The following is a 20,395-nucleotide window of genomic DNA, read 5'->3' as shown; positions in this document are numbered from 1 at the left end:
CCAGCAGTCAGGCGGATCCAGAAGCAATTTGGGTTTNGAAGTATGAAATCGCCGTCGCCGGGACCGACGGGAACTTCTTGAATGTCAGGATATGTCTGAGCTGCAAGTGAATCGCGTGTTTTCGCCACCATCCCTGGATCGCCAATGATGGAGACGACGACGTTCGGCCTTTCCAGCCAGTTGCTGAAGTCGGGCATTTTTCCGGAGATATCATTGACCTGGCGCCAATTTTGGTAGGATGGCTCGTTTAAACTGTCGCAAAGACGAACAATCCGAAACTGGAAACCTCTGATATTTCGTCGCTGAAGGAGACGAAGAGCTTGCCACATCGTTTTCGGCGAGTGGCACGCAAGGCGCATTACCATCTCAAGATAGTTCATCGGTCGCGCAGAGAACGTTACACGACTGTCAACGCTGTCGGGCAGATGTAAGGAAATGGCTTCGAGATCGACTGGCATCCAGCCGAAGAACGTCCCACGCCCCTGCTCATCTAGCAGAACAGATCTGGTGACTACCTCAGGAATGCGATTTTTCCTGTGAAGTTTCACAAGACAAGCGCGTTTTTTCCCGGTCCCTGCAGCATCAATTTTGATGGAAACCGGCATGTCGCCAAGGGCATAAGGTGTTTTGGAGTTATTTGCGGTCAACGAAATGTCTGGTTCTTTCATTTCATGCCACATGTTTGTTTGTCGTTTCCCACCTGATTATCAACATCTGGCAACCGCAAAGCTTTAACGCCAAGACTGGGGAACGACAGTCACATCACCACTCGCTCCCGAAATAAANTCTCGATTTNGTCAATTAGGATGTGCTTTTGACTTTGCTAGACAATATGGACGGGTGATGACTTGAGAGCCGTATTGTTGCTGTTGTACGACGCAGGCGCTGAGAGTGTACCTGCGCACGCTATCGCATGGAGAGCCTACATGACGCCAGCAATTAATGTGGGGATGAACATGGGCTACATGCGCTACCGTGAGCGCGATGGTGTGAGACACTTTTACCTCACTGACGCTGGGTACAACAAGATGGGGATCCCGCCGTTTCCGGCATGGGCCTTTCATTCGTATATGGATGAAANCCTGTCCGCCCCGAGACCAGACGCTGAATAGCGGGATGATTCTCTTGGTCAGTCACTTAAAGTTTTTGTAAACGCCAGCGCCTCCTGACACTATGCCAATAGGCTGCCCGACGATTGTAACAAATCGGGTGAAATCGACAGATGGATGACGAGACGCATATATGACGTCTCTCGCCTTGATATCAAANTTCTGACCCGTCAGCATGCTGCCAGCCTTGGTCATGTCGAAACGATAGACGATTGGGTAGCGTCCCAGTTTATCCGGACGCATACCCCTGCCCACCAGTTGGTTGAAACGCTGCGCTCCTAGGAGATCCATGACGATGTCGGGTTCTTCATAACGGAATACGAAATAGCCCTTCATGTCGCTGGTGTCAGCCGATCCCCCGCCTGCCAAAGCGACGGCTTCCAGCAAATTCAGGTCATTGGCGCCGAATTCAATTCGGCTATTGCTTTTTACGGAGCCGAGTACAGTGAAGGTCCGCGGTTCACGTGTCACGAAAATCTGGTCGCCAGGCTGGAGATAGACATTCTCACGCGGATTTTGGAGAAGAGTTTTTAACAAAACCGTCCCGGTCTTGCCCTGTCGGGTCAGCGTCACGTAACTCTCATAGGGTTGAGCGCTCGGGCCTCCTGCCTTTGCAATAACTTCCATGATTGTCTCTGCAACCAGATTCAATGGGACTACAGCAGGGCTATTGACCGCACCCGAGACTGTGACATTGCGGGACGCCGTCGCAGCGCTGTTAATGATGACATCAGGTTCAACGGCCTTGCTTTTCAAGGATGCAAGAATGGTCTGGCGAGCTTGTTCCAATGTTTNGCCAGCGAAAGTAACCAGACCAACATAGGGTATAGCGGCCTTTCCGTCTGGCTGAACGACGATGTCCAATGTCGTCTGCTTGGAGTCGCCGGTAGAAAACAACCCGTCCGACCCTGCTTCGAATATGGTGATTTNCAGCTGATCGCCGATACCAATGACGGGACGCTTAACGGAGCCGCCAATCCCAAATCTGCTTTGCAGTAACTTTCCGTCAAAGGCAGAAATGAGCGTAGCCGAATTCACGTCGATGTCGACAATGTCGAAGACAACGTTCTGCCGCTGCCCAGTTTGATTGATCGACTGCCTGGACTGTTCCACAACATCTGATGCGAGGGGGCCGTCACCAGGCAAATTGTTGCACGAGGTAAGGCCCAGCCCAATCATTAAAAAACCAGCCTTCTTCACAGTCACTCCGTCACGCAAATTCGCACGCACCCATCAAGTAGCAACAAAGTGTTAAAGATGACTGGCACGCATACCGACAGTCCATAAAAAANCTTTTCTGCAACCAGAATATTTGACATGAGACTATCTTGGTCGCAGGAGTATTCGATGTTCGGGTGATTTGCTAACATTTTCTCTGTTCGGACCAACAGCTTTTTGTTGAACCGGAACCTGTGGTGGCGATTAAGATACACATGTGGATCGCGTGATCGTCATTTGAGCAAGATTGGTCACGCTGTTAAAGATTGAATAGTGGTAACGCATGACGGTTGAGATTCTGGGGCGCGCTTGTGTGGCGCCATCCGCAAAAAATGTTGAGGAGCTTTTCGAGCTTCTGCGCCAGGAAGTCTGTGCCGTCAGCGCTATACCGAACGAGCGTTGGGCCAAGGCGCGTTTCTGGCATCCGTCGCGCGGCATCCCGGGCAAGTCATATACGTTCTCTGCGGGCGTTCTGGCAGATGTTTACGATTTTGATCCAGCTGTTTTTGGCATCTCGGCACGTGAAGCATCCTATATGGATCCGCAGCAACGGCTACTTCTTCAGACTGTGTGGCGTGCGCTGGAAGATGCATCCGTTTCACAGTCCGATCTGCAAAGAGAACGTGTCGGTGTCTATATCGGCGCGTCTTCGCTCGACAATGGCAATCTCCAGGTTGAAGATCCAGCGTCTGGCGGCCCGCATTTCATGACGGGCAACACGCTATCCATCATCTCCAACAGAATTTCACATATCCTCGGACTAAATGGTCCGAGTATGACGATCGATACAGCTTGTTCGTCATCGCTAGTTGCGCTGCATCAGGCTGAGCGTGCTTTATGTGACGGTGAAATCGATACGGCGATTGTCGGCGGCGTCAATCTGTTGCTCCACCCCTTCTCATTTATCGGCTTTTCGCAAGCCCGCATGCTGTCCTCGGAAGGACTTTGCCGCGCTTACGGTGAAAACGGCGAAGGTTACGTGCGCGCAGAAGGCGCGGGCGCTGTTGTCCTGCGCCGCACAGACCGCACCTTGAGCGATGCAAGCAGAAGCCGTGCCACACTGGTAGCGTCGGGAATGAATTCTTCTGGTCGCACGAACGGTATTTCCCTGCCATCGCGCGAAGCGCAAGCACAGCTTTTGCGCTCCATATATAATGACAAAGGGATAGATCCGGACGCTCTTGCTTTTATCGAAGGTCATGGAACCGGCACGAAGGTTGGCGATCCCGCCGAGCTTTGGGCTATTGGCTCGGTTCTGGGTAAGGTTCGGTCGCAGCCGCTGCTCATTGGTTCAATCAAGTCCAATATCGGTCATGCAGAACCTGCATCAGGTGTCCTAGGACTGATTAAAGCAGTTTTGTCTCTAGAAAATAACTATTTGCCAGCATCTCTTCATGCCGAAAACCTCAATGAAAATGTTGATTTCGTTGATCTGAACGTTGAAGTCAATCGGTCGGGACAGGCGCTCGCGCGAACCGGCGCTCGACGTCTTGCTGGCGTCAATTCATTCGGGTTTGGTGGCACCAACGTTCACGTCGTCATCTCGGACCCAGCGTCAGTTGAAAAGGCAAATGTCGCAAATGACGGCGGAACGTTCACTCTGTCTGCGCACACGCAGTCCGCTCTTCACAAGTTGCTGGAAGAATATGACGCCCGATTTGCGGTATCGTCCGATGCAGAAAAAGCAGATATTATTTCTGCAACACGCAATCGCTCAATGCTGAAACACAGGTTCGTCGCGGCCGGTAACAGTGCCGATGACATCGCCAACGCCGTGTCGTCCTATCTGTATGATGGGCGCGAGGCCCACTCGCAGATGGGCGAAGTTCCAGGCAAAGCAGTCAAAACGGCATTCGTCTATGCCGGGAATGGCTCGCAGTGGGCTGGAATGGGCGTTGATGCCTATCGCGAGAACAGCGAGTTCAAAAGTAGGTTTGATCATTTTAGCCACTTGTTCGCTGAGCGCGCTGGGATCGACATCGCTACGCTTCTTTTNGCAGATGACCTTGATCAGCATTTGCGGGATACGCGCGTCGCGCAGCCTTTGCTTTTTGCGGTGCAGGCAGCGCTGACCGATTGCTTGGTCAGCTTTGGAGTAAAACCCGATCTCGTCTTCGGTCACTCCGTAGGTGAAGTCGCGGCCGCTTATGCCGCCGGTATCCTAAGTGCCGAAGATGCGACGACTGTTGTATCAATTCGATCCAAGCATCAGCATGCTTTGGCTGGCATGGGCACGATGGCGGCAGTGGTGATGTCGGAGGCGGCAGCCGTGACCTTTGCGCAGCGTCACGGCCTGCATAATATCATGGTCGCAGCCACAAATGCCCATAATTCGGTGACGATTTCCGGTCCGGTCGAGGAGATCAAAGGCTTCAAGGCCGCCGCGCAGGCGACGCGCAATGCCGTGCACATTCTCGATATAAATTACCCGTTCCACCATCCCGTGATCGACGGAGAACGAGATGCCTTTCTTCAGGAAATCCCGTCGCTTACGCCTCAGGGCGGACACACGACATTCATTTCCACAGTCACCGGTGCGGAGATCGGTGGAGAGCAACTGGATGCCAGGTATTGGTGGCGCAACGTTCGAGAACCCATTGCATTCGAGACGGCTGTAAATGTAGCGCTCGAAGCCGGGTGTAATGTCTTCATGGAGATTTCTCCGCGTCCGATTCTGTCGGCCTACGTCACCGAAACCGCCAAACAGCTTTCAGCCTCGGCCGTAGTTTTGCCGACGCTTGCTCGTCCGGGGCTGGCAGATGGTATCGATCCGGTTGAACGGTCGGCGCTTCGCGGTATTTCCCATGGGATAAAGGTTGCGGAAGTCGACGGGCGCTCACGAGGCATCACCGGCATCGATTTGCCGCCATTGCCGTTCGAGAACGCAACCTATCGAGCGAATATGACGTCGGACGCTATCAATGTGTTCGGTCGTGATGGCGCCGATGGCCCATACACCTTGCTGGGATGGCGCACCGATCCAAATGCGTCTGTGTGGAAAANCCATATCGACGCACTACTCTTTCCTGATCTGGCCGGGCATGTCGTGGATGGGAAATCCATCATGCCGGGAAGTGCATTCATCGAAATCGCCGTGCAAGCGGCGAGGGGTTATTATGGCACGCCAGAGGTGGAAATTACCAATCTGGAGATTTTCAGACCGCTCGAACTGCGTGATAACCGGATGGCAGAGCTTCTGACCCGGATATCCCCGGAAACCGGGATGATTGAGATCGCGTCTCGCGAATATATGAGTGAAGACGGGTGGACGATCCATGCGACAGCACGCAGTCGACGTTCCGTGGGCCTTTCCCGTAAGGCTGAACTCAATGTCGTTCCACTTGGCAAGGCAGACGCAATTCTCGCTGCGGAAGCTTATGAAACGGCGCGACGATTTGGTCTGGACTACGCACCGTGCTTCCAGCTTCTGGAGCGAGCCGAGGTTTTTGGTGACCGGCATATCTTGGTCAATCTGCGGCCAGCAGCTTCCCCGGTGCATCCATACCTCACCTACGGCATGGACCCGGTATCGACCGATGCCGCCTTCCACGGACTGGTCGCACTGTTCGGCACCCTGACAGGCGAAATTGATGGCGCGCCTTATATTCCAGTGCGGTTTGGAACGGTCCGAACGGCGTCCTCCGGTCAGCCAATCGTCAGTGCCATCATCCAGATACAGAGGTTCAGCGCAAACAGCTTGAAGGCGCGTATCGAACTCTTGGCTGAAGACGGCACACTTGTTACCGCATTGGACGATTGCCGCTTCCGTCGTACCTGGCTGCGTCAGCACAGCACGCTCGATACGGTCGCTTTCCATTATGAGGCCGTTGCAAGACAGCAGATTTCGTCTGACACGTCGTCCCAAGCGGTTGCTGCCTTGCCTGCGAGCCTTTTCGCCAAAGTGACCCAGGCGCCGGCGGATGAGGCAACGCTGCTTCTGGACGCGGCTGTTCAACGCGCTTGTCACGATATCGCTCTTTTCTTAGCGGGCAAAGACCAGACAGTTTTCTTGTCATCGCTGCCGGGTGATACCGAATTCCAATGTTTCCTTTCCAGCAGCTTGTACACTCTGGAAGATGCTGCAATTGCACAATTCGTCGATACGGGTTGGACCATCCAGGCTGATAGCGGCCTGCCACCACTCAACGATCTGTTGAACGAAATCTACCATCGTTTCCCAGAACGCGTTGCCGAAACCGTGTTGATCAACAACGCTTATCGAGAATCGCTCAAGCGCCTGGCAAAAGGCTCGCATTCCGAGCCGGTCCAGTCGTTGTCCTTCCTCAGTGACGCGACCCTCGACCATGTGCGCCACCACACAGCGCTCGGACGGCGTCGCGAAANGCTGGTGATCGATGCGGTGCATGCTGCTCTGGCGGATGTTCTGCCGGGTGATGGCTTCACGATTGTCGAAGCCGGTGCCGTCTCCACGGCGTTCAGCAACCGCCTCGCGGATATTGCTGCCCTCAAGGCCGCTCGTCTCGTCATCGTCGAACCCTCCGACCATCTGCGGCGCACGCTTGAAATCGGGTTTGAACGCAATCCGTCTGTCGACTGCCTCGCCCCNGATGACGTGTCGCAACTGGATCGGGCGGATGTTGTCGTCAGCGCCAGCGGTTCTCTCTACGGGCACTTCCGTCAGAATAGCGGCTTGAAAGACGTTTTGCGCACCGCCGCATCCAGTGCCGGTCGCGTCGCGATCGCAGAAACCTCATCGTCGGCTCTGTCCGATTTCGTTTTCGGCCTCACGGAAAACTGGTTTTCCGGCAGCACGACCGCAGAATTCCCGACCGGCCTGTTTGCATCCACCACCCAGTGGGAAGACCTTCTCAAAGAGTGTGGGTTTCGTACGCCTACTGTCGCGCAGTCTGACTCTGTCGAGGGTGGATTGCTGCTGGTACAGGCTGCGACATTCACCAAAGCTGCTACAGGCCATGTCGGCGCCTCCTCTTTCGCATCGGTGTTCGAGGTAACACACAGCGAAGGCGATAGCCCTGTCCTGTCCGGTGGTTTCTCAAAACCTCTGCTCTGCCCGCCCGACGAAGCGCGCGCAGCATTCGACCAGCTGTTTGCAGCAAGCCTTTCCTATCCGCTTGCTGTCATATTTGCTCTTCCCACAGGAGACCCTAATGCGGCAGGCCTTCAGGATGCCGTTTTAACACTGAGCGCCTTTGCGGAAGCAGCACGCGCTCATTTGCGTAGACAAGGCAGTGCGCGTGTCCGTTTGGTCGTCGTCGCGGCTGGCGGATCGCCTGCCGCATCCGATCAGTCCGATCCCGATGCAAGTGGCTTGTGGACATTCGTCAGAGTGCTGCAAANCGAATATGAAGAACTCGATATCTTCCTGTTGGATGCGGCGCTTTCTCCGTCGCAGACGTCGGACGCTGTCATGTCTCTGCTGGCCTACGGTGGTCCTGAGCGGGAGTGGGTATGCAGCGCAAGGACCGGTCTGTTGTCGGTGGTCCGCGCTGTGCCAAGCTATGTTTCCGATGCTGCCAGGAAAACGGCAATGTTTGAAGCGGCGACCATTCAGCAACAAACCAGCGGGCGCGTCGATAGCATCGTCTGGACCCAAGACAAGGTTCCTGTTCCCGGCGCAGATGAAATCGTCGTCAAAGTCGCTGCAACCGGGCTGAACTTCCGCGACGTAATGTGGTCGATGGGTCTCCTGCCTGAAGAGGCGCTGGAAGATGGTTTNGCCGGTGCCACTATCGGAATGGAAATGGCTGGCACGGTCGTGGCTATTGGCTCGGCCGTGACCGATCTTTCCATCGGCGATGACGTGATGGGTATTGGTCCCAAGGCCTTCTCTACACATATGGTCGTTGCCCGTGACGGCGTTACTAAGGTGCCGCATGGTATCGATCTTGCCGCAGCGGCCACGGTTCCCGTCGCTTTTCTGACGGCATATTACGCGATGGTGGAACTGGGTCGTGTCCGCCAGGGTGAGACGATCCTGATCCATGGTGCAGCCGGCGGCGTTGGTCTCGCCGCGTTGCAGATTGCCAAGCTCAAAGGCGCCAAAGTCATTGCAACGGCCGGTACCGTGGAGAAGCGCCGGTTCCTTACGTTGCTTGGTGCGGACCATGTGTTCGATTCACGCTCGCTTGCTTTCGTGGGCGACGTCCTGCGTGTGACGGACGGGGAGGGTGTTGAGCTTGTGCTGAATTCTCTCTTTGCCGAGGCGATGGAGCGCAGTTTCGAACTCGTCAAGCCATTCGGTCGTTTTCTGGAACTCGGCAAACGCGACTACTATTCGGACCGTAAGCTCGCGCTGCGGCCATTTCGCCGTAACATCTCCTATTTCGGGATCGATGCCGACCAGTTGCTTGTCAAAGCCCCTGACCTGACACGTCGTATTTTTGCCGAAATCGGGACATTGTTTTCGGAACGAAAACTCACGCCGTTGCCCTATCGCGCCTTCAATTATGATGAGACGGGTGCTGCGTTCCGTCTGATGCAGAATGCAGGTCACATCGGCAAGATCGTTGTGCGCCCGCCTGTTCAGGGCCAGGATCATGTGCAGCTGTTCTCTAATGAGGTGCTCAAGCTGTCGTCCGGTGTTTATCTTGTCGTCGGCGGTATCGGCGGGTTCGGTCTCGAAACAGCAAAATGGCTCGTCAGCCGTGGTGCCAACCATGTCGCGCTCTGCACGCGCGGTGGTGTCGCAGATCGTGAAACGTTGGATGCCATTGCCGCCTGGAAACCATCCGGCATTAAGGCCACCGTTCACGCATGTGATGTGACCGTTGAAGCGTCGTTAAATTCATTACTGACAGAGTTGCGGTCATACGGTCCTCTCAAAGGCGTCGTTCATGCTGCCATGGTGCTGAATGACGGACTGATTTCCAACCTCGACCGCGAGAAAAATCGCGCCGTGATCGAGGTCAAGGCAATTGGCGCCAGCAATCTTGATCGTATGACGCGCTCGGACGAGCTTGACCTCTTTCTTCTCTTCTCGTCAGCGACAACGATGATCGGCAATCCCGGTCAGGGCAACTACGTCGCTGCAAACGGTTATCTCGAAGGTCTGGCGCGCGGACGTCGGCGTGCCGGGCTGCCTGCACTTGCTATTGGATTTGGCGCGATCGGCGATGTCGGCTTTTTGACGCGCAACACCAATGTCAGCGATATCCTGTCTCGCCGTCTCGGAAAAACAGCCCTCAAGGCGCGCGGCGCCCTTGGCTTTGTCGAACGCGTCATTGTGAATGATACGGGCGCGGTCGATCAGGCTGCGGTCATGATCGCGGAATTGGACTGGACCAGCGCCTCGGCACTGCCGATTACATCGCAACCGCTCTTTTCCGCCATTCCACGCAACGCCGCAGGCGGGACCTCCGGCGGCGACGGTGATCAGATCGACCTGGCCGCGCTGGTGGCTGGCAAGTCGGATGAAGAAGCGCATGCCATTTTGCATGGCTTCCTCGCAGGAGAAATTGCGGCGATCCTCAAAGTTGCGGAAGATAGTGTCAAAGCCGAAAAGGTGTTGAAGGACATCGGTCTGGACAGTCTCATGGCGATGGAACTGGGCGTTGGTTTCCAACAGAAAACAGGCATCGATATCCCGCTGTCAGGCATGGGGGACGGTGCGACCGTTGGTGACATCGTACAAAAGCTGTATGAAAAAGTGACCGCCAATGATAATTCCGATGACGCAGACGATGCTGTGACCGGCACATCGCTGATGGAACAGCTCACCGATAAACATACGGCGGCAGTCTCGGACAGGAAGATCGGTCACAATGGTTGACAACAAAGATCAAAACGATCGGCTTGATGAGACGTCTGAGTCTGCCTTTGTCGGTGTGCTACGCGAGCGTCAGAGCGCGACGGGTCAGAACCGCATGGCACGCATCAACCGACGCTCGCCCGAGCGCGTAAAGCTGCCGAAGCGCTTCGATGAACTGCCGGAATACAAGAAAATCATCGCGCAAAAAGCGATCAGCGATCTCGCGGGTGTCGATAACCCGTTTTACCGGTCCCACCAGGGTGCCGCAGGTGCGACCACCCGGATAGATGGTCGGGAGCTTATCAACTTCGCATCCTATGACTATATTAGTGCAAATACACATCCTGAAGTCCTGAAGGCAGCCACGGTCGCCATCAGTGCTTACGGAATTTCCGCATCTGCCAGCCGCCTTGTTGCGGGCGAGCGGCCCTTGCATGCCATTCTCGAGCAGAAGCTCGCGTCCGTCTATGGCACAGAGGCTGCTGTATGTTTTGTGAGCGGATACCTTACCAATTCCACCATTATCAGTTGCGTCGTCGGTCCAAAAGACCTCGTCATCCACGACGAGCTGATCCACAACAGCGTTCTGTCAGGCGTCAAACTCTCAGGTGCGTCACGTCGTTTCTTCCGGCATAACGATCCTGCAGATCTAGAGAAAATCCTGTCCAGTATCGAAGGAGATTTCGACCGCATTCTCGTGATCGTCGAAGGTGTGTATTCGATGGATGGTGATATCGCCAATCTTCCGGAATTGGTCCGCTTGAGGTCAAAATTTGGCTTCTGGCTGATGGTAGATGAAGCTCACGCGCTTGGAGTTCTGGGTGAGACGGGCCGAGGCACGTTCGAGCATTTTGGCATAGACTCTTCCAGCGTCGATATCTGGATGGGTACCTTGTCTAAAACGGCTTCTAGTTGCGGCGGCTATATTGCCGGAAGTCTTCCACTGATCGAGATATTGAAGGCGCAGGCTGGTGGCTTCGTTTACAGTGTTGGACTTGCCCCGGCATTGGCAAGTGCGGCGCATGCAAGCCTTCTAGTTCTGGAAAACGAACCGGAACGCGTGGCGTCACTCCGTCGAAACGGTAAATTTTTTCTCCAGCTTGCCCAGCAGGCGGGCCTCGATACCGGGCCTAGCGAAGGCTACTCTGTGGTACCGGTGATCGTGGGTGATTCCCTGCGCGCCGTACAACTGTCGAACGATCTTCTGAAAGCGGGTATCAACGCGCTGCCCATCATCTATCCTGCTGTGCAGGAAGGCATGGCCCGCCTTCGGTTTTTCTTGACGAGCGACCACACGCCCGAGCAGATTGCGCAGGCTGTAAAACTGACGGATGAAATATTGCAGGATTTGACGCAACGAAATGTCGGTTTAAGTTCTCTCGATATGCAGCAGGTCGCAAAGCTCTTCATGTAGGGACGCGACAGCTTTGGAAACGAATTTATGGCTCACCTCATCATAACAGGCGGATCAAGCGGGATAGGGCTTGAAGTCGCCCGTATATATCTTGCCAAAGGGTATCGAGTTTCCTTGATGGCACGCAGGGCCGATATTCTGCAAGACGCCCGCGAGGAGCTACTCAAGGCCAATACGGCAACTCAGGATGCTATCCTTCTTGTTACCGTCGATGTCTGCAACGAGACTGAAATGCGTGCAGCCGTTATCGCTGCGGAAGCCGCACATGGACCATGTGATGTGTTGGTCACTTCGGCTGGCCGAGTCGAGCCACAGTTTTTCGACGCACAGTCTTCGGACATTTTTGACGCCCAGCTGGCTGTAAATTTCTTTGGCACTGTCTACGCCGTTAGAGCCGTCCTTGCCGGAATGAGACAAAGGCGAGGCGGGCGTATCATGCTGATATCGTCCGGTGCAGCCCTCATTGGGATTCCGGCCTATAGCGCTTACTGCGCGTCGAAGTCGGCGCTCACAGGTTTTGCAGAAGCGTTGAGGCTCGAAGCCCAGAGTTATGGTGTGTCGGTCTCAATCTGCTACCCGCCGGATACATTGACGCCACAATATGAGCGTGAAATCGGCCTTCGTCCGCCAGCGGCCCAGGTCCTGATGGGGGCAGTGCGTCCCTGGAAGCCGCAGGCGGTGGCGCAATTGCTGGTGGATGGTACGGAAAGAGGAAAACGACAGGTCCATTTTGGCCTCACGTTGAAACTTTTATCGTGTTTTTCGGCCTTCATAAAGCCGGTCATGTTCTGGCGGCTTGCGCGCCTGACACCTTAGTTTAACAGGGCTTCATGGATATGTTTATACATGATGATCATCCGATCACGCTGACAGCCGCCTCATTCATCGTCGCTGCGCTTGTCGTTTATTTGACAGATCCATTTGCAATGCCACAGTCGGCAAGACGGCAAAGTCGCCTGCCGCATGGCTGGGGACGGGTGCTGGTCGAGCATGTCATGCGGCTGCCGATCATTCTTTTCGTGTTCTCGATCTTTTTNGCCATCTCCTGGCGGCCACTCTATTGCTGCCTAGGTACGATCAGTTTTTTNGTGATCTTCACGGGCATTTCGCGCGCGAAATACATCTTCATTCGCGAACCGCTGGTGTTTTCAGATATTGCACTGGTGGTGGACGTTTTCAAATACAAGTCGATCTTTTATGCCACCAATCTCAATATCGTGTTTTGGATCATCGCACTCGGTTATGTCTTTGGCGTAACAGCGCTTTTCATGGTTTTTGAACCAGCCATCATTCCGGAGAGCTACACGCCACTTTGGATCATGGTTGGCATCCTTGTTCCAACTTTGTCTGTTCTGCTACTGTTTGTAAAACCTGTCGGACATCTGGCGGCCACGGTTTCGCAGCGGCTCTTGACGACACTCAACGTGAAATCCAATACAACCCGCTTCGGGACGTTCTCCTCCGTCAGCTATCATTTCATGATGTGGCTTGGTATGAAACGCGACGCTATCATCGAGGAGATCGCCCAAGGCTTGCAAAGCGTCATCCACGACATGCTCGGTGAGCCGAACCACGACGCGCCGTTGTTGATTGTCTGGCAATCCGAGTCCTTCATGGATCTCAGAAATTCGGGCGATCAGGATATTGAGTTGCCGACCATCGATTTATTAAAGGAGCGTGCGGCGCAATGGGGGCGTATGACCACGGTGTTTGAGGGTGGTTACACGCTTCGTACCGAATTCGCCGTCCTGAGCGGTCTTCAGCCTGCCGACGTACACGCCGATGCCAGCTACCCCTATCTTAGGGCGTCCCATTATGCCGACGTCGTCTGGCCAAACAAATTACGCAAGGCCGGTTGGCTCACCCATTTCATACACCCCTATGACCGGACATTTTTTCTGCGGCACAAAGCCATGCCGATACTCGGCTTCAGCGAAATGACGATGCTGGATGATTTCGATCATGTCCTGGAGAGAGATGGCGCCTATGTTTCCGATATGCGTCTGACCCAGAAAGTTTNGCATATTGCAGACAAGGTCGACAAAAGGCAATCCGCGTTGCTTTTTGTAGCGTCCATGGCAAATCACGGACCGTGGGAGCCAGGTCGATGCGAGGAGCTGACCGACCCGGTCGATATCTATAAAGAGCTCCTGCGCAAAGCGGACGAGGCCTTGGCTTATCTGATAGATGAACTGGACAAGTACGACCGTCCTGTATGGCTTGCGTTCTATGGTGATCATGCCCCGCTGCTGAAACGCTACGCCGACCCTTTCCCAGATCCAAGAACGGATTATTTTATCGTTCCATTGGCAAAAGCCAAGCAAGAACAGCACAAGTCTACGCCCTCACGCATTGAAGCGCCATGGACCCTGTTCGAAACACTCCTGTGGCATGCCCATCTCTATAAGGAGCGGTTTAAATGAGCAGCGAAAGGGCATTCCTATTTCTACAAGGCCCTTCCTCGCCTCTATTTGCAAAGATTGCACAGCATCTCACCCGCGCAGGCCGGGCGTGCTATCGCATCAATCTCAACGTCGGAGACCAGATTTTTTGGCGGCGTGGCGGGGCATCCAATTACCGCGGCAGCCTCGAAAAGTGGGGCAGCTATATCCGGTCGTTCATGGACGATCGTAACATCGGCACCATCATCCTGCTTGGCGAAGAGCGTCCCTACCATAAGGAGGCAGTGCGCGCGGCCAAGGAACGTGGTCTCGAAGTCGTCGTTATCGAGATGGGCTATCTGAGGCCTGACTGGGTGACCGTTGAACTGGATGGCATGTCATCCAATTCTCGGTTTCCGAACGATCCGGACGTGATCTTCAAAGCAGCCGCAGATTTACCCGAGCCGGACTGGACGCGGAAATATTCGCACACGTTCCTAAGCGAGGCGCTGGCTGATCTGACCTATTATCTGCCGTCTGTCTTTCTGGGATTTCTCTATCCACGATACAGATTTCACGGGATATTTCACCCGCTGGCGGAATATGCTGGATGGATAGTTCGCTTGGCCACTCAAANGAGCAGGGAGAGAGACGCAGGTAGAAAAGTGAGAGACCTGGTAAGCAGTTTGCACCCTCGCTTTGTATATCCGTTACAGCTCGAGACAGATTATCAACTACGCGCCCACTCGCGCTTTAAGAGCCAGCGGGATGCGATTTCTGAAGTTATAACATCTTTCGCAAGACATGCGAACACCTCACACCGCTTGATCATCAAACTGCATCCGTTGGACAATGGGCTTATTTCGTGGAGGAAGCTTATCGAAGAGCTCAGCCTTAAATGTGAGATAANGGATCGAGTAACTTACATCGAGGGTGGTGATCTGGCAGTTTNGATGAAGGATGCGACGGGTATTGTCACTGTGAATTCATCCGCTGCGCTACCTGGGTTGATGTATGGTGTTCCTACTAAAGTTCTCGGGGGAGCGATCTATGATGTTCCTGGCTTGAGTGACCAAAAGACGTTGGATGAGTTCTGGAATGCGCCGGACAAGCCAAATGGCGTGCTCGTTTCAGCTTTTGTTCGTTTGTTGGCAGCTGCGGTGCAGGTGCGGGGCAATTTCTACTCCCGGAAAGGTGCCGACGCTGGTGCAAAAGCAATAGCGGATAGGGTACTAAATCGGAATGTGAATTTNCCTGCTCCATTGAAGCCAAGCCCTAACCGGACAAAATTTCCCAAAGCTGTTGGTGGTTTATTCCCGTAGCGTTTGTCTAGCAAACCAGCTACACGGCAATCCAATTATGGCTGACAAATTACGTCGTTGATCAATAGGACTATGCTGCCTTTAATCAGTTGAACTTCCCACAGATGACATTCGAGGATTAATTTTGAGAGATATCTGGTTACACTCTGAACAACTGGCTCTCCTGAAGAAAAAGGTATGGAAAGTCTCGCTGCGGCTTTTAAATCGGTTCACTGCAAAAGGCCAATCGCTGCGTGTTGCGCAGATGGATGAGTCATTTGCTGAATATGAAGACCGTCTTCCGACCTCGCAAAATGCGGTTGATGCTATTCCGGGTTGGACATCGGCCTTTCCGCCAGAAAGCGGTGTCNGAGGTGGGAGCACTCCGCTATTTGTTGATGGACGGATTAAGGACGCTCTGGCGGCATATGGTTCGATAGAGGGGAAACGGGTACTCGAAGTTGGACCGCTAGAAGGTATGCACACCTACATTTTGAATCAGCAAAGACCTGCAAGGATCGATGCGATTGAGGCGAATAAATCGTGCTATTTCCGTTGCCTCGTGACAAANGAGATACTCAATATCGATAAGGCCGCGTTCCATCTTGGGGATATAAAGGAGTGGCTGACGACCTACGATCAGCGATACGATTTCGGGCTTGCATCAGGTGTTCTATATCATATGCCAGACCCGGGCGAATTCTTACGCCTTTTGGCTTTACGGGTTGATGCAGTATTTATCTGGACGCACTATTTTCACGAGGAAGAAATGCCCAGAGCAGATGTACGCCGCGCACCTTTTAGTGGGCGCGTTGAGGTGCGTGATGTGGCCGGCATGGAGATGCGTTATTTCGAGCGGAGTTACCAAAGTGCGCAAGAGAATGCGTCATTTTGTGGGGGAATGAAGGATCGCCACTACTGGTTGGAAAAGAACGAAATAATTGAGCTAATACGGCACATCGGTTACAATTCTGTCACCATTCAAGCTGAGGATCCGACCNATCCTGGGGGNCCGTGTTTTTCCTTGCTAGCGCGCCGCGTGTAGTTCCGCGTTCTTCATAAAGGACCAGCAGTGCTATTCAATCTCGAGTTTGATCGCGGCGATATTGTTGAAGGGTATATGATCCCAGATGGGTTCTCCGAGACCGCGTCTATTGTGGTAACCAAGGACGACGGAACCGAATTGTTTCTCCCTTGCATCCACGAGCGGTTGGCCGTCAAGCAGTCCGGCCGACATGAAACAGGTTTGGTGGGCTTTGTAATCGATAAANCGATGATCGAGGATATAGAAAGTCAAAGTCGACTGACCATTAGAGACGCGAAAACCGGCTTACTTATCTACAGACGGGTCGCGGACGATGTACGTAACATGAAGCTGTTACGTCTTGATATGAGTATAGTACCGCAACCTAAGCTGGATTCGTACTGTGGAGAGCTCTTCCAATACGCCATATCAGCCGTAGAACGTTTCGGCCATGAGACGACATTGCAGGCTTTCCACCTGAATGCCGTGGAATCTATATTCATTAGTGGTCGACTGTTTCTGAGAAATTACGAAGAATTTCTTGATAANGGATTNGAAGTTGCGGCTAGTTTCTCTGAGCCTTACTATGAAATGGCTTGTAGATTGCTTACCCTGAAAGGCTTGTCTCGCGGGCAGATTACGTTTCTTGGTGATCGAGACAAATTAAATCTTGCTCCCGTCGCCGAGCATTTTTCTGATGTCAACCTTGATGATGACCGAGCGATAATTCAGGCGTTAAAAACGGGGGNTGATAGAGTGCGTGAGGGCTTGTCTTCTCCGGTTACAAAACAGTTGGTATCAACGTCACTTGAGCAACGTGTAACGAGGCGAGATGTTGCGGCTGCGATTAACCTGATGTCCCGATTTACAATTGTTGGATATGGATACCACCGGCATTATCAACGATCTTTAAGCGAGCTCTTGGGTGTTAAAGAGGAAAATATTCCCATATCGGCCATTCACCCTGCTTTGGAGAAATTAGCGGATCGACTGCGCACGTTTCCCGTTGCCGAAACGTTTATTGAGGAAGACCTTATTCTGGACCACTATCTACGAGAAGCGATCAAGAGACACACTTAACGATGTTATAGAGATTCGTATGAAAACACTGACGACTTCAGATGCAGAAACGCTGACGCCGGACGTCAAGCTGGAGACAAACGAGAAACGTAACCGTTGGCTCACATTCTACGGTAACAAAAAAAANTATCTGGCATTTAAAACCAAAGAACGGATTGCGCCAAAGTATGCCGAGAATGAGGTTCCTGGAGCGCCACCATGGAAAATAATTTCATTTNGCATTCTTGTACTTGTACCAAGTTTCATTGGGCTACTTTACTTTACTTTCATTGCTTCTGACCAATTTGTTGCTGAAGCGAGGTTCGCGGTTAGATCAGTGGTGGATGATGGAGCTAGCGCTTCGGTTGATACTGGTTCGGTCAGCATGAATGCTTCAGGTCAAGACGCATATATAGTGACCAGTTTTATACAGTCATCAGAAATATTAAGGCGGTTGGATGGTGAAGTCGACTATAGACGAATTTTNCAGTATGATAATGTCGATTACTATTCACGTTTCGATGCTGAAGGTAGCCAAGAGGAATTTCTCCAATATTGGAGTAAACATGTTTCTGCTTACGTTGACGGGCCGTCTGGAATAGTTACCATTTCAGTTCGAGCGTTTGTTCCTTTAGACGCGGTGACACTGGCCGATGCCCTCTTAAACGAGAGTGAGCAATTGGTTAATGAGCTTTCAGATCGCGCACGCTCTGACATGCTTGCTGGGTTTAGAAAGGAAGTGGATCGCACTAACAGTCTTTACCGCAAATCGCTGACGAACCTCCAGAGTTTTCAGCAGGAGATTGGGNTTTTTAGCCCAACGGCCCAAGCACAGCAGACTGGAGCGCTTTTGTCCGATCTTTTGACACGTAAACTTGGTATTGAGGATAAGTTATTTGTGCTTCAGCAGTCTGCAGGTACTGACTCGCCTAGTTACAGGCAACTTGCTCTTTCAAGAGACAGTTTAAATCAGCAGATTTCGGAATTGCGTGGTGGACTAACGGGAAGCGAAGGTAGTTCTCTATCGAATATTATGGGCAAGTTTACTGGACTAGAAACAGATAGAATGGTCGCAGAGCGACTTTATGAATCCTCTCGTCGAAATTATGATCAGGCATTGGCTGCTAGTGCGCGCAAAGGGGTTTACTTAACCATTTTTGTGAGGCCCTCTCTTCCAGAGGAAGCCCTTTATCCTCGTCGTATAGCTTCTCCTCTCCTGATATTTATTGGTCTGCTGGTCCTCTGGTCAACTCTTCTTCTCGCCTATGCGTCTGTAGAAGATCACAGGCACTGAAATGATCAAATTTGAGAACGTTTCCAAATATTTCAAGACTAAGAGCCACAAGAAAGTAATTCTGCAGGNTGTCAGCCTTGAATTTAAGTCCGGTCATTCTTATGGGATACTTGGTGTTAACGGTGCCGGAAAATCGACCACAATGAAGATGATTGCGGGAACCATTTTGCCGAACTCTGGCGTCATAAAAAANGATCTACGCGTGTCTTGGCCGCTCGGATTTGCTGGTGGTTTTAGTGGTCAGATGACTGGTAAAGAGAACCTTAACTTTGTTGCTAGGGCGTACGGTGAAANTGTAAANCGAGTATCCAGTTTCGTGGAGGATTTTGCGGAACTGGGTGATTACATAAATGCGCCATTTCGAACCTACTCTTCCGGTATGGCTGCTCGGTTAGCTTTTGGCCTTTCTATGGCAATCGAATTCGACTGTTACCTAGTTGATGAAATCACTGCGGTCGGTGACGCTAGATTTCAGCAGAGGTGCAAGGACGAATTTGAAAGTCGACGTAAGAATTCTGACTTGATCATGATTTCGCACGGAATGAGCACTATCCACAGCTACTGCGACAAATGTTACTTACTCGTTGACGGCAGGATGATATTTTATGATGACGTCGAACACGCGATAGAAGCGTACTATAGACTCAATCGATAGAAGTTCCGCCATCGAGCGGTAGATCGGGAAGCAGCAGAATGACCGACACGCCACATCAGGGCGGGAGAATGGAGCAACAGAGACTGAAAGGTCTGGCTGCCAGCAAACAAGTGTCTAAAGAACTCGCATTCTCAGCGAGAAAACTTCGGTTTAGTACTTCTTCACGAAGCGTCTTGTTCAAAGCGGTAGGTCTACGGCCCCGCGTTGCAGACAGATTATTTTACTCACTTTTTATCTGTTTGACGTTTGGACTTCTTTTTTNGCCGATTGCGTCTTCAGCGATATATCTCGGTTATTTNGCGTCAGATCAATTCGAGTCTGAGGCGCGTTTCACCGTTCGTTCTTCGACGTCTGCATTGGGTAAAGACCAACTGGCTAGCGTTACAGGAATACCATCTGCAAAAATTGCTCAGGATACGATGATCGTCGTTAATTACATCCAGAGCTACGAAATGGTCAAGGCTCTTGAAACTAGAGGTGTAAGCGTCAAGGAAATTTTCGGAAACGAGCATATAGATTTGTGGGCACGGTTGCAACGCAACGCCAGTATTGAGGAGATGACCGAATATTGGAGGCGTATGACGAAAGTTTCCGTCAGCCCTGGAAGCGGGATCGTTTCTGTGAAGGTGAGGGCCTTCACGGCTTATGATGCCTCTTTGATTTTGCAACATGTGCTTTCTGCATCGGAAGCCGTTGTGAATGATGTTAATGTTCGAATTTGGAAAGATGTTATTAGTACCGCAGAGGAAAATCTAAAGCACGCCGCTGCACAGCTTGAGGGTGCACGCGCGGGTATAACAAGTGCTCGCAATAGAAATTCATTAATATCGGTGGAAAGCAGCGCCGATTTGGTAAATCAACTTATTGTCAATCTCGAGGGGAGAAGGCTTCAACTTCAGGGGCGAATGGAAGCCCAACTCTCGAATGTGTCAATTTCCGCGCCGCAAATGAAGGTTTTAAAGCGGGAAATAGAAAGCACAGAAAAACAAGTCGAAGACCTGAAGAGGCAGCTTGCTGGGAGGAAGTTGGCTAGCGGTGAGCCGAATCTGGCGGATGTTTCACAGGAGTTAGCTCAACTACAACTAGCGCAGAACCTTTCTGAACTTCAGTTTGCTTCAAGCGCCAAAACGTTGGAACAGGTCAGATTCACAAGCCAACAGCAACTGATGTACCTCGAGAGCTTCCTCGACCCAAGGGTGCCTGATAAGGCA

General features: G+C 52.4%; 7 protein-coding genes. 6 read left to right on the top strand and 1 reads right to left on the bottom strand.

What is annotated here, in order from left to right; genetic code table 11:
- Positions 1-1,133: 1,133 nt before the first annotated feature.
- Complete coding sequence (locus CUC55_RS04755) at positions 1,134-2,309, bottom strand: polysaccharide biosynthesis/export family protein (RefSeq protein WP_425352742.1); 1,176 nt, start codon at positions 2,307-2,309, stop codon at positions 1,134-1,136.
- Between the two features lie 301 nt (positions 2,310-2,610).
- On the opposite strand from CUC55_RS04755, the gene CUC55_RS04750 reads away from it, so the two are divergent.
- The 6 genes from CUC55_RS04750 to CUC55_RS04710 all read left to right on the top strand — a co-directional run bounded on the left by CUC55_RS04750 (position 2,611) and on the right by CUC55_RS04710 (position 19,184).
- A complete protein-coding gene (locus tag CUC55_RS04750) occupies positions 2,611-10,077 on the top strand; it encodes a type I polyketide synthase (RefSeq protein ID WP_103087118.1) in 7,467 nt (2,488 codons plus the stop codon).
- Positions 10,070-11,470, top strand: coding sequence for an aminotransferase class I/II-fold pyridoxal phosphate-dependent enzyme (locus tag CUC55_RS04745; protein ID WP_067652916.1), 1,401 nt, complete (start codon positions 10,070-10,072; stop codon positions 11,468-11,470). The genes CUC55_RS04750 and CUC55_RS04745 overlap by 8 nt, the downstream gene beginning before the upstream one ends.
- A gap of 27 nt (positions 11,471-11,497) precedes the next feature.
- Complete coding sequence (locus CUC55_RS04740; RefSeq protein WP_067652914.1) at positions 11,498-12,286, top strand: SDR family NAD(P)-dependent oxidoreductase; 789 nt, start codon at positions 11,498-11,500, stop codon at positions 12,284-12,286.
- A gap of 14 nt (positions 12,287-12,300) precedes the next feature.
- On the top strand, positions 12,301-13,893 hold the full coding sequence (locus CUC55_RS04735; protein ID WP_170063825.1) for an LTA synthase family protein: 1,593 nt from the start codon (positions 12,301-12,303) through the stop codon (positions 13,891-13,893).
- Positions 13,890-15,173: a capsule biosynthesis protein gene (locus CUC55_RS04730; protein WP_103087117.1), complete on the top strand. Its 1,284-nt coding sequence runs from the start codon at positions 13,890-13,892 to the stop codon at positions 15,171-15,173. Before CUC55_RS04735 ends, CUC55_RS04730 begins: the two co-directional genes overlap by 4 nt.
- 3,357 nt (positions 15,174-18,530) lie before the next feature.
- Positions 18,531-19,184 carry an ABC transporter ATP-binding protein gene (locus CUC55_RS04710; RefSeq protein WP_103087114.1) on the top strand — a complete coding sequence of 218 codons (654 nt, stop codon included), beginning with the start codon at positions 18,531-18,533 and terminating at the stop codon, positions 19,182-19,184.
- Positions 19,185-20,395 lie beyond the last annotated feature (1,211 nt).

Origin of the sequence: Agrobacterium bohemicum, from assembly GCF_002896715.1 — a bacterium.
GTDB classification, from domain to species: Bacteria; Pseudomonadota; Alphaproteobacteria; order Rhizobiales; family Rhizobiaceae; genus Agrobacterium; species Agrobacterium bohemicum.
This window is presented reverse-complemented; position numbering and strand designations above follow the sequence as displayed.